Genomic DNA, 14744 nt, shown 5'->3' on the forward strand with positions numbered 1-14744 from the left:
GAAATGTCACCTACCTGTCACCGCGGCACACGCCGTCGTGGCAACTCCTACGGTCGGCGCTGAGTCGACTGCGAGGGAGCTTCCGTGGACGAGTTCGACGGCAAACTGACGGTGACCGGAAAAACCGCGCTCAACGACGAAGTGGTGCTGCTGACATTGCGTTCTCCCGACTCGGGTCCGCTCGCGCGCTGGTCGCCCGGGGCGCACATCGACCTGGTGCTCGGCCCGGGCCTGGTACGCCCCTACTCGCTGTGCGGGGACGTCGACGACCCACACGCCTACCGGGTGGCCGTACTGCGTGCGCGGGACTCCCGAGGAGGTTCGCGCCATGTGCACGACGAACTCGCGGTGGGCGACGCCGTGGGCGTCCGCGGACCGCGCAACCACTTCGCCTTCCTGCCCGCCGCCCGCTACCGGTTCATCGCCGGTGGCATCGGCATCACCCCCCTCCTGCCCATGATCGCCGCCGCCGAGGCCGCCGGCGCGGACTGGCGGCTGCTCTACGGCGGCCGGTCACGGGCGTCCATGGCGTTCACGGACGACCTCGCCGCCCACGGCCCGAAGGTGACGATCCGCCCCGAGGACGAGACCGGCCTGCTGGACCTCGACTCCGTGCTCGGCGAACCGGCACCCGACACCCTCGTCTACGCCTGCGGCCCCGAAGGACTCCTGGCCGCGGTGGAGGCCGGCAGCCGTCACTGGCCTGTCGGCACCCTGCACAGCGAGCGGTTCGCCCCCCGGTCCGGACAGCCCAGGGAGAACACGGAGAACACGGATAACACGGAGAACACCGCGTTCGACGTCGTACTGAAGGCCTCGGGCGTCACCCTCACCGTGCCGCCGGACCGCAGCGTCCTCAACGTCCTGGAGGACGCCGGCATCCCCGTCATGTCCTCGTGCGCCGAGGGCACGTGCGGAACCTGCGAGGTGCCCGTCCTCCAAGGCCGGCCCGAGCACCGGGACTCGGTGCTGTCGGAGGACGAACGCCTCGGCGGCCAGGTGATGATGATCTGCGTGTCCCGGACCCGGGACGAGCGGCTCGTCCTCGACCTCTGACCCGGCCGGCCACTGCGGAGATGGCAGCAAGCTGACGTCTGCCGTGTTCTTGACCGGAAGGACCATAACGTCGGCGGGGTGACAGCGAAGACCCTTGGACGGCCGCGGCAGTTCGACACCGACGCCGCGCTCGACACCATCGAGCGGCAGTTCCACGAGCACGGCTACCACGCGACCACGGTCGCCGATCTGCTCGCCGCCACCGGGCTGCACAAAGGCAGCCTCTACGCCGCGTTCGGCACCAAACGCAGTGTGTTCACCACGGTCCTGACCCGCTATGCCGACCGCCGGCTGGCGCTGCTCGACACCGACTTCGCGGCGGAGCCCGCACCGCTCGGCGGCCTGCGCAGATATCTGCGGCGCCAGGCCGCCGAGGCGGCGGGCGGCCGCGGCTGTCTGCTGGCCAACTCGGCCCTGGAACTCCTGCCCGCCGACACCGAGGTGCGGAGCATCGTCTCCGGCCACCAGCGCCGTGTGGAGGGCCGCCTCGCCGGCGCGCTCGAACAGGCCCTAGCCCGCGGTGACCTCACCGGCGTCCCCCGACCCCGGTCGGCGGCCCGCGCTCTGCTGGTCACCGTCCAGGGGCTGTGGGAGACGGGGCGCACCACGAACGACGTCCGCTGCCTGGTCGACGTGGTCGACACGGTCCTCGGCGCGTTCCGATGACGGCTCGACGCGCCGTCCACCGGATCCTCGGCCCGAATACCCGCAGACGGGGTTTTCCCCGCCGACCGTCGATGCCACCGAAGCACTTGAAGCACTCGAAGCAACCGGAGAAGGAACACACATGCGCAGAGCCGTTCCGCTCACCCTGGGGTCGGCCGCCCTGGGCCTGGACGCCTTCGTCGTCGCCGGAATCCTGCCCGTCATCAGCGCGGACCTGCACGCGTCGGTGTCCGCGGTCGGTCAGATGGTCACCGTCTTCACCCTCTCCTACGCGCTGCTCGCGCCGTTGTGCGCCGCGGCGGCCGCGGGGCGGCCCCTGCGTACGGTGCTGCTGCTGGCTCTCCTCGTCTTCACCGCCGGCAACGTACTGACCGCGGTGTCCTCGTCCCTGCCGCTGCTGCTGGGGGCGCGGGCGCTGGCCGGCGTCGGGGCGGGGCTGTACTCCCCGATGGCGGCCGCGGCCGCCGCGGGGCTCGTCGCACCCGAACGCCGCGGCCGGGCCCTGGCGATGATCACCGGCGGCATGTCCACCGGTGTGGTGCTCGGCGTGCCGCTCGGCCTGGTCCTGGCGCAGCACGCCGGATGGCGCTCCACCATGTGGCTGGTCGTGGCGCTCACCGCGCTCGCCTTCGCCGGGATCGCGCTGTACCTGCCGAACGTCCAGGCCGCCGCGGCACCGTCCGTCCGTGCCCGGCTCGGCGCGATGGCCGACCGCAGCGTCGTCGCCGTCGCGCTGGTCACCCTGGCAGGCTCCATCGCCAGTATCGGCACCTACACCTATGTTTCCCAGCTGCTGGGCCGGACCCTGCACACCTCCCAGATCACCCCTGATCTGTGGGCGTGGGGACTGGGTGGCCTGCTGGGCAGCTTCGCGATCGGGCAGCTGGTGGACCGCTGGCGCGACACCCGCGCGCTCGTGAGCACCGTCCTCGGCATCCTCGGCACGGTCCTCGCGCTGCTGCCCCTCCTGGGCCAACAGGCGCTCGGCGCGGGGTTGTTGCTGTTCGTATGGGGTGCCGTGGGCTGGAGCCAGGTGGCGCCGCAGCAGCACCGCATGCTGAAGCTGCGGCCCGACGACGGCACCGGCGCCGTGTCGCTCAACTCCTCGGCGACCTATCTGGGCAACGCGATCGGCTCGGCCGTCGGCGGTGTCCTGCTCGGGTGCGGGCTGTCACCCCTGGGACTGCCGCTGATCCTCGGCGTCCTGGCCCTGCTGGGCGCGGTCGCCAACCTGGTGTGGACACCCGCCGCGCCGGCGAAGGACACGGGAGTCGGCGTCACGGGTCCCGCGAGGGGTGTTCCGGTGGACCGGCCCTGAGTGAAGGGATGTGGCACGTTCGCCGTGTCGTGTGCCGTTCGGGCTTTCTGCTGCGGCGGGTTCCGGCTGGGCGTGTCACCGTCTTGCCGGGCGGGTGGGGCGATCTGTCCCGGTTGTGCGGCGCGGCATCGGGAGGACCGGTCCGGCGGGTGCTGTTGGGCCTGGGGCCTGACCGGTTCCTGGGCCTCGCGGACAGCGGTCCGGTCCGTCGAGGCGGAGGTCCCGGTGCGGCGCCGCGACCACGAGCCGCAGCCGGGTCCGGCGAGGGGTGTTCCGGTGGACCGGCCCTGAGTGAAGGGATGTGGCACGTTGGCCGTGTCGTGTGCCGTTCGGGCTTTCTGCTGCGGCGGGTTCCGGCTGGGCGTGTCACCGTCTTGCCGGGCGGGTGGGGCGATCTGTCCCGGTTGTGCGGCGCGGCATCGGGAGGACCGGTCCGGCGGGTGCTGTTGGGCCTGGGGCCTGACCGGTTCCTGGGCCTCGCGGACAGCGGTCCGGTCCGTCGAGGCGGCGGTCCCGGTGCGGCGCCGCGACCACGAGCCGCGGCCGGGTCGGGTCCGAGCGGCACCGCACCGGCGCCCGGTCAGCGGCAGCCGGCCAGGTCGCTCGCCGGCACCAGCCAGGCGGGAGAACGGCGCTGGCGGTCGCCGACCTTGACGAGGCCGAAGGCCGTCGCCTTGACGCCGGCCTCGAACCGCGACTCGGCGTCCAGTTTCTCCATGAGGGTGGCGACATAGCGGCGGTACGTGCGCACGGAGACGCCGATCTCCCGCGCGGCGACCTCGTCCTTGCAGCCCGAGCCGAGGAGTTGGAGGATCTGCGGGATCTTCTCGTCCAGCCGGTTGCGATGGCAGTGGACGAAGGTCTCCAGGTCGCAGGCGCTCTCCCAGACGGCGTCGGTGAGCCGCAGCATGGGATCGACTATGGCGGGGGACCGCACGAGCAGGCAGTGCCGGTCCTGGGGCGAGTTCCAGGTCAGGACCCACCTGCGGTCGACGATGAAGGTGCCGTGCACCTTCACGGTGCTGACCCGTGCCTGGGCCCCCTGGACCCGGCTGATCCGCTCCAGGAACTCCTGGCGGCCGTGGCCGTCGAGTTCGTCGGGATGACAGATCAGGCAGACGGAGACCGACCGCCTCAGTAAATCCGCAATCTTGTTCCGAAACCTCTCGATCTCCGGGCGCGGGAAACCGTTCATCTGGCCGTTGACAAGAAGAACCTCCCTGCGGGCTGAATCGAAGAGGTTCCCGGCCAGCTCGAAATACTCTGCTCGAGGGTGGTAATCGCCGAGGTCACCCGCAGGGGACTGCCGTCCCCTTTCGGCATGCTTCCTGCGGTTGTCGATCATTTGATTCCTCTCCGCGGAGAAATACACATGGCCTGCACTTGGCGCGCGAGACGTGGGGGAGGGGTGCCGGGGACTGGCGTCAACGAGCGGGTCGAAGTGATCGACTTGAGATCAAGCTTCAATGCCAGATCAATAGTAGACCCTAGTTCAGCGTTGCGAGCCCTCGACCCCTAGTGTGATGTGCCTCACGTAATCATCTCGTCAAAATACGTAAAGAGGGCGCACCGTAAAGATCTGTCGAAGCTTGAGGCAGGGGAACGTCAAGTATTCGCTCCCTAGGGCAAGATTGGGCGCCGATGCATACTTGCATCGCAAGCCGCGCGCGTTGCCATACCGGCCGTCCCGTGCTGGGGCGATCGGCGATCTTTGCATCGATTCAAGGGGGACATGCAATGAAGCGAGCGCAGCATCCTGGTGAAATAGTCGCCGTCGTCGGCATGGGCTGTCGGTTTCCGCAGGCCAACGGGGTCGACGAATACTGGAATTTATCATTCCGCAATATCGATGCCATCACCCGGGTGCCGGCCGACCGTTTCGATCCGGCTGAGTACTATTGCCCGGAGGCGGCCACTCCTGGAAAGACCGCGTCAAGGGACGGTGGCTTCCTCGACGACCTCTTCGCCTTCGACGCGGCGTTCTTCGGAATATCGCCGGTCGAGGCCAGGAAGACGGATCCCCAGCAGCGGATCCTGCTGGAGGTCGTCTGGGAGGCCCTGGAAGCCGCCAACATCCGCCCGTCTGATCTGGCCGGAACCCGCACCGGCGTCTTCATGGGGCAGGCCACCGCCGAGTACGCGGAGACCACCCAACCGGTGTGGGAACCGGACGTCGGCAGCGTGGCCGGCAGCCGCATCCGGGCCATCACCTCAGGACGGGTCTCCTACGCACTCGATCTGCGCGGTCCCAGCGTCGTGATCGACACCGCGTGCTCGTCGTCCCTGGTCGCCGTGCACACCGCACGCCAGAGCCTGCTCACCGGCGAGTGCGATGTCGCCCTGGCCGGCGGCGTCAACGCCGTCCTGTCCCCGTACGACTTCGTCGCCTACTCGCAGGGCGGAATGCTGTCACCCCGCGGCAGGTGCCGCTTCGGCGACGCCTCCGCCGACGGGTACGTGCGCAGCGAGGGCGCCGGCGTGGTGGTGCTGAAGCGCCTGTCCGACGCGGCCCGCGACGGCGACAGCGTCCTTGGGCTGCTCCTCGGCAGTGCGGTCACCAACGACGGCAGGAGCAGCGGGCTGCTGCTGCAGCCGTCCGTGGACGGACAGGCCGAGATGGTGCGTGCGGCGTGTCGGAGCGCCGGCATCACTCCGGGGCAGCTCGACTACGTGGAGGCGCACGGCACCGGCACCGGTGTCGGCGACGAGGTGGAACTGCGTGCCCTGGCGGAGGCCGTCGGAGCGGAACGCTCGCCCCTCAATCCGCTGCGGACGGGCTCGATCAAGACCAACATCGGCCACACGGAGGCCGCCGCCGGCATCGCCGGACTGATCAGGGCCCTGCTGATCGCCCGGCACGGAACCGTCCCGGCCTCCCTTCACCTGGACGACCCCAACTCCGTGCTGAGCGACGAGTCGTTCCCCGTGACCGTCGTCGCCGCCAACGAGCCGCTGCGGAAGGCCGGCCCGCAGGCGTTGATCGGTGTCAGCTCCTTCGGCATCTCCGGCACCAACGCCCATGTCGTCGTCGGGGAGTTCGTGCCGGAGCCGGAGGAGGTGCGCCCACCGGCCGACCGCGCCGCCGCCGACGGCGGGCACCTGCTGGTGATCACGGCACGCTCGCCCGAGTCGCTGCGCGGGCTGGCGCGCTCGTACGCCGACCACCTGGCGCCCGGTGGCCGCGGTCGTGACCACCCCCTGCGCGACCTGTGTGCCACCGCGGCTCTGCACCGGGACGCCCATCCCCACCGCCTGTGGGTGACCGGCGCCACCCATGACGAACTGGCCGCGGGGCTACGCGCGTTGGCCGACGGGGAGGCCATCGCCTGCGGGGGCGTCGCCGAGGCCGGCTTCGGACCCGGCCGGCGCACCGCCTTCGTGTTCCCGGGCCAGGGCTCGCAGTGGCTCGGCATGGGCCGTGTGCTGCTGCGCACGTCGGAGGCGTTCCGGGTGGCTCTGCACGCCTGCGACAAGGCCGTCGAGGCCGAACTCGGCTGGTCGGTCGAAGAGTTGCTGACCGGCCCGGCACGGGAGTTCCCGGCCGGCGTGGAGAAGGTGCAGCCGGCGCTGTGGGCCATGCAGGTGGCGCTCGCGGCCGCCTGGCGCGAACGGGGCGTGGACCCCGACCTCTGTGTCGGACACAGCATGGGCGAGGTGGCGGCCGCGCACGTGAGCGGCGTCCTGTCCCTGGAGGACGCCGCGGCCGTGGTGTGCCGCCGCAGCCGGCTGATGAGGCGTACCGCCGGCGACGGCGGCATGCTCGTCGTCGAACTGTCCGCGCGGCGGGCCCGTGACGTCGTGCGGGCCCACGGCGTGGACGTGTGCGTGGCCGCGGAGAACGCGCCGACCTCGACGGTGCTCGCCGGCGACCTGGACGCACTGGGCACGGTGGCGCGGGATCTGGAGGCCAGGGGAGTGCTGTGCCGCCTGGTGAGGGTCGACGTCGCCTCGCACTCCCCGCGGATGGACGCGCTGCGGCCGGATCTGCTGGCCGAACTGGACGGGCTCGCGCCGGTGCCCGCCGTGACGGACATGATCTCCACCGTCTCCGGCGCCCCGGTGCGGGGTCCCGAACTGGACGCGCGGTACTGGATGGACAACCTGCGACTGCCGGTGCGGTTCACCCACACGGTCCGGGACGTCGCCGACGCGACGGAGACCGTGTTCGTCGAGATCAGTCCCCATCCCCTGCTCGTCGCCGCGGTCGAGGAGACACTCGCGAACGCCGGCCTGGAGGGCGCGGCGGTGCCGTCGCTGCGGCGCGATGCCGACGAGCCAACGGAACTGCTGTGCGCCATGGGCCGGTTCTTCGCCGCGGGCGGCCGGGTGGACTGGCGGCGGTGGTACGGCACGGGTCACCGGCCGGCGCCGCTGCCCTCGTACGCCTGGCACCGGATCGAATTCCGCCAGGAGCCCTCCCTCGCACCGCTCGGGGCAGTGGCGGCGCACGTCCATCGCATCGCTCTCGACGACTGGGGGGCCGAGCAGTGGGGTGCGAACGTACGACTGCTCGGCCGCGCACCCCTGCCGCCCGCCGCGTGCCTCACCGCGATCATGGACGCCGCGCGCCGGGTCGCCCCGTCGGCGGCGTTCACCGTCGAGGAACTGCGGCTCGGCGAGCAGACGGTGGATCTGGCCCGGGAGCGCGACGTCGTGCTGCGCGTCAGTGTCGACGGGAGCCGGCAGCCGTGGCGGGTCACGGTCGACGCCGAACTCCCGGGCGGCGGCGAGCGTTCGGCGTGTGCCGACGCCACGCTCAGGGACGTGGGCCCGAGGGCGGAGCTCGACGCCAAGAAGACCCTGGACGCCGTCCTCGGCCGGTGTCGCCGGTACGTGTCCGCCCGTGACTACCGGGACCTGGCCCGTGACCTCGGTATCGAGCTGGACGACGCGTTCGGCGCCGTCGAGCAGCTGTGGACTTCCGACAGCGAAGTGGTGGCGCGCATGCGGCGCACCGAGGCGCCCCGCGCGTTCGCCTGGGAGACGGCCCTGCAGCCCCTGCTGCCGGCCGCCCAGGAGGCGGCCGCGCGGGCCGGCGGTTCCCGACTCGCCTACGCGCCGGTCGAGTTCGGGAGCGCGGGCCTGCTGAGCGAGCCGACGGACGACTTCTGGACGGTCGTACGGTTCGAGGCGCACGACGGCGCGCGCGAGGTCCTCGCCGACGCGCTGGTCCTCGACCGCGAGGGCCGGGTCCTCGCCGATTTCCGCGGGATCCGGCTGCGACGGCTCGGCGAGGACGGCGACACCGCACTGTCCGAGCCACTCGCCGAGCCGTACGGACCGGCCGGCCCGGGGACCAGCGCCCTCGCCCCCCTCGCGAACCTCACTCCCCTCGCGAACCTCGGGACCCCCCTCGTGAACCTCGGCCGGGAGGGTGCGCGGAGCCTGCTGTCGCGCGCCTCCGGCCTGATCGGCCGGGCGGTCTCCCTGAAGCCGTACGGGCGCCCGGACGGCGGGCCGCGGCAGGCCCCCGGCGACGACGGCGGCGCGGCGCGGTCGCGGGCCGTCGCGGAGCCCTTCCACCTGGAACCTCTGCGCGCCGAGCCCGTCCGCACCGAACGGCTGCCCGACGAACCGGCCCGTGCGGACGCACACTGCGGGGGACCGTCGCTCGGGCAGGAGGAACTCGCCAAGCGGGCCGCGGAGATCCTGGGCCTGCCCGTCACCGGCCTCGATCCGCGCCGGCCGCTGCGGGACTACGGGCTCGACTCCCTGATGGCCGTACGGCTGCAGCAACGCCTGCGCGCGGAGGCCGGTATGGAAGTGACCGCGGGGCGCCTGCTGAGCGCGGAGAGCCTGGGGAGCATCATGGGCAGCCTCCCCGGAGGCGCCGTTTCCGCCTGACCTCGCGCGTCACCCTCTGCATCCGTCTCAAAAAATGTACGTCAGTCGTACTTGAACTGTGGTATAAGTTCGGTGAAGGGTGGATGCCTCGACCCTTTGGGATGGAGCAGTCGTCATGGAGTCCCCGGTTTCGGACGCGCCCAAGCCGCTCGGGCGTCGTGAGCGCAACAAGCAGAAGGTCAAAGAGCGGCTGTACTCCTCCGCGCTCCAGTTGTTCGCGGAGAACGGCTACGAGCACACGTCCATCGAGGAGATCGCCGAGCGTGCCGACGTGGCCCGCGGCACATTCTTCAACTACTTCCAGCGCAAGGAAGACCTCATCCGTGCCTGGGGTGACCGGCGCCGCGAGGCTCTCATGGAGAGCATCAGCCGCGCCGAACCCCGCGGACGCGGAGCCGTCGCCCGGCTGGAGCAGTGCATGGCCATACTCGGCAGCCTCAACGAGGAGGAGCGGGAGTCGACCGCCGCGATGCTCATGGCGTGGGTGAAGGCCGGGCGCCCGCTGCTGGAGGAGCCCTATGTGGGCCAGATCTTCGCCGAGATCGTGGAGGACGGCTGCCGGGAGGGCGAGTTCCGCGCCGACTTGATCCCGGAGCACGTGGGGAACGTGCTGCGGGACGTCTACCTCGGGATTCTCTACCGCTGGTCGCAGCGGTCGCCCAGGGACGGCTACGGCTCCCTGCACTGCGAACTGCAGGAGGCGCTCAAGATGCTCCTGCTCGGCATCATGGAGAGCAAGGCTTCGGCGTAGCTCCTCGGCACCGCTTCCGCCGGCGGGCAGTACTGCTCCGGTCCGCCGGCGGGACCGGGTACGGGCCGGGCGTGACCGCTGCCACCCGGAACGCCGTCCGGGCAGGCGGGCGTCGAGTGCTGGGAGGCGGCTCGCATCGCCAGGTTCGGCTCCTGGATGCCCACGACCGCGCCCACCGCGGAGAAGCAGCCCCGTGCTGGACGCGCTGGCGTCCGCCGACCCGCTCCCCGTGCCGGTGGACCTCCAAAGGGCATGTGCTCGCCGAGCTGGTGCGCATCGGCCACGAGGAGACGCCGGCCCGCCTGACCGAGGCCGCGGCCGCCACCCGGGACCACAGCGCGGGCCTGCAGCTGGCCGCCCTGGTCCGCGCCCATGTGCTGCTCCACACCGGCCATCCGCTGCCCGCGGTCGTCACCAACAGCGAACCGGACCCCCTCCCCACCGAACTGGCGGAGCCCCCGCTCGAACTCCGCGAGCAGTGTCGTCGTATGCTCGCCGGTGTCCTCGAACTGGGCGTGGTAGCAGGGCGAGTTCATGATCGACGACCCACTGCCGGCGGTGACCGCGATCAGCGGCCTCGGTGTGCAGGTCACCCAGTGGTTCGGCCCCGCCCTGGACCGCACCCGCGAACAAGTCGCCGAACAGTACGCGCGGTTCGCCCTGCGCATGGCCGGCGCCCACCGCTGCCCCTTCGACCCGCCCGCCCCTCGCGCCCAGGAGCAACCATGCGACCGGTCATCGTCACCCGGCACGGCGCCGTGCGCGGCACCACCGGCCCGGACGGCATCGCCCGCTTCAAGAACATCCCCTACGCCGCCGCCCCGGCCGGGCCGCTGCGCTTCGCCCCGCCTCGGCCGCCGACGCCGTGGAACGGCACGCGCGACGCCGACGCCTACGGCCCCACCGCGCCCAAGGCCCCGTACGCCGCACCGATGGACCGCCTCATCCCCGAGGTCGACATCCCGGGCGAGGACTTCCTGAACCTCAACGTCTGGACCCCCGATCCGGCCGCACGGCTGCCCGTCATGGTCTGGGTCCACGGCGGCGCGTTCAGCAACGGCTCGGGCTCCGTCCCCGGTTACGACGGCACCGCGTTCGCCCGTGACGGCGTGGTGCTGGTGACACTGAACTACCGCCTGGGCGCGCACGGCTTCCTCCACCTCGGCCCCGAGGACACCGCCCCCGCCAACCTCGGTCTCCTGGACCAGATCGCCGCACTCGAATGGGTGCGCGACAACATCGCCTCCTTCGGCGGCGACCCCGGCCGCGTCACCGTCTTCGGTCAGTCGGCCGGGGCCATGAGCATCGGCGCGCTCCTCGCCATGCCGGTGGCCAAGGGTCTCTTCCACCGCGCCGTACTGCAGAGCGGGGCGGCCCATCACGTCCTGTCCCCCGACTCCGCCGCCCGGGTCGGGGCCCGGCTGGCCGCCGTGCTCGGGGTGCCGCCCACCCGGACCGACCTGGCCGCCGTGCCACTGGAGCGGCTGCTGGCCGCGCAACAGCTGCTGCGCGCGGAGATCTCCGCACGCCCCGACCCGGCACTGTGGGGCGAGGCGGCCCTCAACCTGATGCCCTTCGAACCCGTGGTCGACCGTGCCACCCTGCCGCGCGTACCCATCGAGGCGATCGCGGACGGCACGGCCGCGGACGTCGACGTGCTGGTGGGCTGCACCCGGGACGAGTTCCGCCTGTTCACCGTGCCCACCGGGCTGGCCCCGCTGGTGACCGACGACCTTCTGGAGAGCAGGGCTGCGGCGTACGGCCTGCCACCACTGGGGGTGCGCGCCTACCGGGCGGCCTTTCCCGGTGCGGCTCCGGGCGACCTGTTCGCCGAGATCGCCACGGACTGGTTCTACCGGCTCCCCGCGCTTCGCCTCGCCGAGGCCCGAAGCCGCCAGGGCGCCCACGCGTTCGTCTACGAGTTCGTCTGGCCGTCCCCCGCCCACGGCGGAGGCCTCGGCGCCTGCCATGCGGCCGAAGTCCCGTTCGTGTTCGACCATGTGGCTGATCCGGGCTTCGCGCCTTTGCTCGGCGACGCCCCTCCGCAGCGCCTCGCCGACAGCATGCATGCCGCCTGGGTCGCCTTCGCCACCACCGGTGACCCCGGCTGGCCCGCCTACCGCGAACCCGACCGCACCGTCCGCCGCTTCGGCGCACCGCCCACCCTCGCCCACGCTCCCCGCGAACACCTGCGAGCCCTGTGGGAGGGTGTGCGCTGACCACGCCCCGGGCTGCCCCGCGCGCATCGGGCCGGGCTCGTGTGCGGCACCGGCTGAAGCGGCGTCGAGGCGAGGGCACGGTGCGTACCCGACCCGGCGCCGACGCGGCGTCGTCCGCCTCGCCCGGGCCCACGTTCGGCGATCTCCCGGCCGGGGTGCGGCGGCCGGTCCGTGCGGCGCTGGAAGGTGTCGGTGGTGCGGTCCTCGGCACCCTCGGGGACGGCGCGGTCCATGTCGGCCGGGAGCGCGGCGGACTCCCACGGCCGTGCCGAGGCCGCTCGCCCGTGAAGTGTGCCCCGCTTCCGGCAGCGCATGGACGGGCTGGATGACCTCGACGCCGGCGGTGTGTCCCCGGACGTGGCCCGGCAGCCGGGTGTGCCCGGCACGGACACCTTCCGGGCGCGTACGCGCTCGCCGACGCCGAAGGGGGGCGTCCACCCGGCGCAGCGAGCCCCCGGCCGCGGGTGCGCGGTGAGGTCCGGCGGGCTCAAGGACCGGCCGGCGGGGCGCTGGACGCATCACTGGGGTTGCGCCTCGCCTGGGCGGCCCGCAGGCTGCCCCCATGGATCACACCCCGGAAGGAAGCGGGCGCCCCGTTCTGGTGACCGGTGCCGCCGGCAGGGTCGGCTCCATCGGACGGACCGTGGTCGAAGGCCTCCGGCGCCGGGGGCTGAAGGTCCGGGCGTTCGTGCGTTCGGATGACGACCGTGCTCAGGCGTTGCGCGCGACCGGCGCCGAAGTCGTTGTCGGAGACCTGACGCGCTCGCGTGATGTCGCCGAAGCCCTGGACGGCTGCGGACGGGCGTACTTCGGCATGGCCGTGTCGGACCAGTATCTGCTGGCCGCCGTGACGACGGCTGCCGCCGCGCGCGCCCACGGCGGGCTGGAAGTGTTCGTCAACATGTCGCAGCTGACCGTCTCCCAGATGGACGTCACCAGCACGTCCGAGTCGCATCAGCAACGGCAACAGTGGTTGGTCGAGCAGGTTCTCGACTGGTCCGGGCTGCCCGTGGTCCAGGTCAGACCCACCGTCTTCCTGGAGAATCCGCTCTTCCAGGTGGGATTTTCCTCGATCCGGCGGGACGGCACCGTCAGGCTGCCGTTCGGCCAGGCGAAAACCTCCCCGATCGCGGCGCAGGACGTGGCGGCGGCCGTGGAGGAGATCCTGGCCGATCCGGCCCGGCACGTCGGCCGGACCTACGAGCTGACCGGCCCCCGGTCGGAGAGCATCGACGCCATGGCGTCGGAGATCTCCGCGGCTCTGGGCCGTCCGGTCGGCTACACCGACGTTCCCCTGCAGGAATGGCTCGACAACGATCTCCGAGCGCTGGAGCTGCCGGCCCACGTCTTCCAGCACATCTCCACCATGGCCCGCCTGCACGCGGCCGGTCGCTACGATCGCCAGGCCGACGGCGTGGCACAGATCACCGGGCGGCCGGCCATGGGGGTAGCCGAATACGTGCGCGGGAACCCCGGGTTGTTCACACGCTGAAAAGAGCACCGTCTCGGTGCGGACCGGGCCCCGCTCCGGGCGGACCGAGCGGACGGCGCCTGACGCAGGGAGTCCGGCCGGGCGCCCCCTTTGGGGCCTTGGTGCGGACAGCAGCTCGCGGCCCCGCTCCCGCATCGGCTGCCTGGTCCGCACGCACCAGCGGCTTTCCGCGTACGGCGGTGTGCTGCGCCCGGCCGCTGGGCCGGCTTCCATGGCCAGGGCCGACGCCTGGCCGCCGGTCCACGCCTCATGACCGACACGGCTTCAAGCGCACCCGCGCCTCGGCCGGATGTCCACGACCGGCAGGAGCCGGCGTGCGGCCGTGCCGGGCGGAGCGGACGTCCGCGAGGCGCTCGGGAAGCCCGCTTCCCCACCTCGACACGCGCAGGGTCGCCCTTCCGCCTGGTGCCGTGAACGCCTGAGCCGTTCGGCGAGTGCGTAGACCAACTCCTGATGGGCATGCGGGTGTGGGGTGGTGGGAGCGACGCGGCGGCACGGCGCCCTGGCCGTGCTGCCGCGTGGCTTGTCACCAGCCGGCCGCGGCCCTCACCGGTCAGCCGCGGGGCACCCGGAAAGGACTGCCGCCGGATGGCCGGGTTGTCCGCCTCATGCGGTTGCCGTACGTGCTGCGCGACCGCCCCGTCGGAGGGCAGAGACTCGCGGGTCGGACATGGGGAGACGCGCCGGGGCAGTCCGGCGACCGCCGCGTAGCGCAGCATCATGTCCCGGTAACGTCAGGACGTCGGGCCCGCCGATGTCGAAGGCGCGATTCACGTCCGAGGGCATCCGGGCGCTGCCCACCAGCAGGCGCAGCACGTCCCGGACCGCTGTCGGCTGGATCCGGGTGCGCACCCACCTCGGTGTGACCGTCACCGGCAGCCGCTCGGTCAGTTAGCGCAGCATCTCGAGGACGCCGAGCCGGACCCGATGATCATGGCGGCGCGCAGCACCGCCGTGGGCACACCGCTCGCCGGCAGGATGCGCCCGACCTCGGACCGGGAGCGCAGACGAGGCGACAGTTCCCGGTCGGGCACCCCGGCCGGGGTCAGCCCACCGAGGTAGACGATGCGGCGCACGCCGACGCGGGCGGCCTGCGCGCCGAAGACGCGGGCGCCCTCGCGGTCGGTGTCCTCGAAACCGCGTCCGGTGCCGAGCGAGTGCACCAGGTAGTAGGCCACGGCGACCTCCCGCACAGCGGCACTCACCGTGGCGGGGTCGGTGACGTCCCCGCCGACCACCTCCACCTCCCCGGCCCAGGGGTGGTCCCGCAGCTTCCCGGGGGAGCGGGCCAGGCAGCGCCCCCGGTACCCGGCGGCCGGCAGTTCGGGCACGAGCCGTCCGCTGACGGGCCGTCTTCCGGGGGGCCCCGGGCCGCAACCAACTCGATGCAGACTCGAT

At 72.2% G+C, this 14744-nt stretch carries 8 protein-coding genes and 3 pseudogenes; 9 read left to right on the forward strand and 2 right to left on the reverse strand.

All coding sequences use genetic code 11. The annotated features are described in order from the left end of the window. Positions 1 to 84 precede the first annotated feature (84 nt). The 3 genes from AB0L59_RS15260 (at position 85) to AB0L59_RS15270 (ending at position 3040) form a co-directional block, all read left to right on the forward strand. On the forward strand, positions 85 to 1056 hold the full coding sequence (locus AB0L59_RS15260; RefSeq protein ID WP_365583010.1) for a PDR/VanB family oxidoreductase: 972 nt from the start codon (positions 85 to 87) through the stop codon (positions 1054 to 1056). Between the two features lie 78 nt (positions 1057 to 1134). Continuing rightward, positions 1135 to 1722 (forward strand): TetR/AcrR family transcriptional regulator, encoded by a 588-nt coding sequence (locus tag AB0L59_RS15265; RefSeq protein ID WP_365583013.1) that lies wholly within the window; start codon positions 1135 to 1137, stop codon positions 1720 to 1722. A gap of 121 nt (positions 1723 to 1843) precedes the next feature. Next, the gene (locus tag AB0L59_RS15270; RefSeq protein ID WP_365583016.1) at positions 1844 to 3040 is read left to right on the forward strand and encodes an MFS transporter; all 1197 of its coding nucleotides are present in this window, start codon (positions 1844 to 1846) and stop codon (positions 3038 to 3040) included. A gap of 580 nt (positions 3041 to 3620) precedes the next feature. Here AB0L59_RS15270 and AB0L59_RS15275 read toward each other — a convergent pair. Continuing rightward, positions 3621 to 4235 carry a helix-turn-helix transcriptional regulator gene (locus tag AB0L59_RS15275; RefSeq protein WP_365583019.1) on the reverse strand — a complete coding sequence of 205 codons (615 nt, stop codon included), beginning with the start codon at positions 4233 to 4235 and terminating at the stop codon, positions 3621 to 3623. A gap of 542 nt (positions 4236 to 4777) precedes the next feature. On the opposite strand from AB0L59_RS15275, the gene AB0L59_RS15280 reads away from it, so the two are divergent. The 6 genes and pseudogenes from AB0L59_RS15280 (at position 4778) to AB0L59_RS15305 (ending at position 13346) form a co-directional block, all read left to right on the forward strand. Further along, complete coding sequence (locus AB0L59_RS15280; RefSeq protein ID WP_365583021.1) at positions 4778 to 8884, forward strand: acyltransferase domain-containing protein; 4107 nt, start codon at positions 4778 to 4780, stop codon at positions 8882 to 8884. Positions 8885 to 8999: 115 nt separating this feature from the next. Further along, positions 9000 to 9635: a TetR/AcrR family transcriptional regulator gene (locus AB0L59_RS15285; RefSeq protein ID WP_365583024.1), complete on the forward strand. Its 636-nt coding sequence runs from the start codon at positions 9000 to 9002 to the stop codon at positions 9633 to 9635. Between the two features lie 269 nt (positions 9636 to 9904). Continuing rightward, positions 9905 to 10144, forward strand: a pseudogene (locus tag AB0L59_RS15290) (hypothetical protein); the annotation flags it as partial. A 25-nt stretch (positions 10145 to 10169) separates the two neighbouring features. Further along, a pseudogene (locus tag AB0L59_RS15295) lies at positions 10170 to 10292 on the forward strand (hypothetical protein); the annotation flags it as partial. A 68-nt stretch (positions 10293 to 10360) separates the two neighbouring features. Then, on the forward strand, positions 10361 to 11854 hold the full coding sequence (locus AB0L59_RS15300; protein WP_365583564.1) for a carboxylesterase/lipase family protein: 1494 nt from the start codon (positions 10361 to 10363) through the stop codon (positions 11852 to 11854). Positions 11855 to 12416: 562 nt separating this feature from the next. Next, positions 12417 to 13346: an NAD(P)H-binding protein gene (locus AB0L59_RS15305; protein WP_365583027.1), complete on the forward strand. Its 930-nt coding sequence runs from the start codon at positions 12417 to 12419 to the stop codon at positions 13344 to 13346. Between the two features lie 677 nt (positions 13347 to 14023). On the opposite strand, the pseudogene AB0L59_RS15310 reads toward AB0L59_RS15305, so the two are convergent. Then, positions 14024 to 14737: pseudogene (locus tag AB0L59_RS15310) on the reverse strand (NAD(P)H-binding protein); the annotation flags it as partial. Positions 14738 to 14744 lie beyond the last annotated feature (7 nt).

Source organism: Streptomyces sp. NPDC052109 (assembly GCF_040680195.1).
GTDB lineage: Bacteria > Actinomycetota > Actinomycetes > Streptomycetales > Streptomycetaceae > Streptomyces.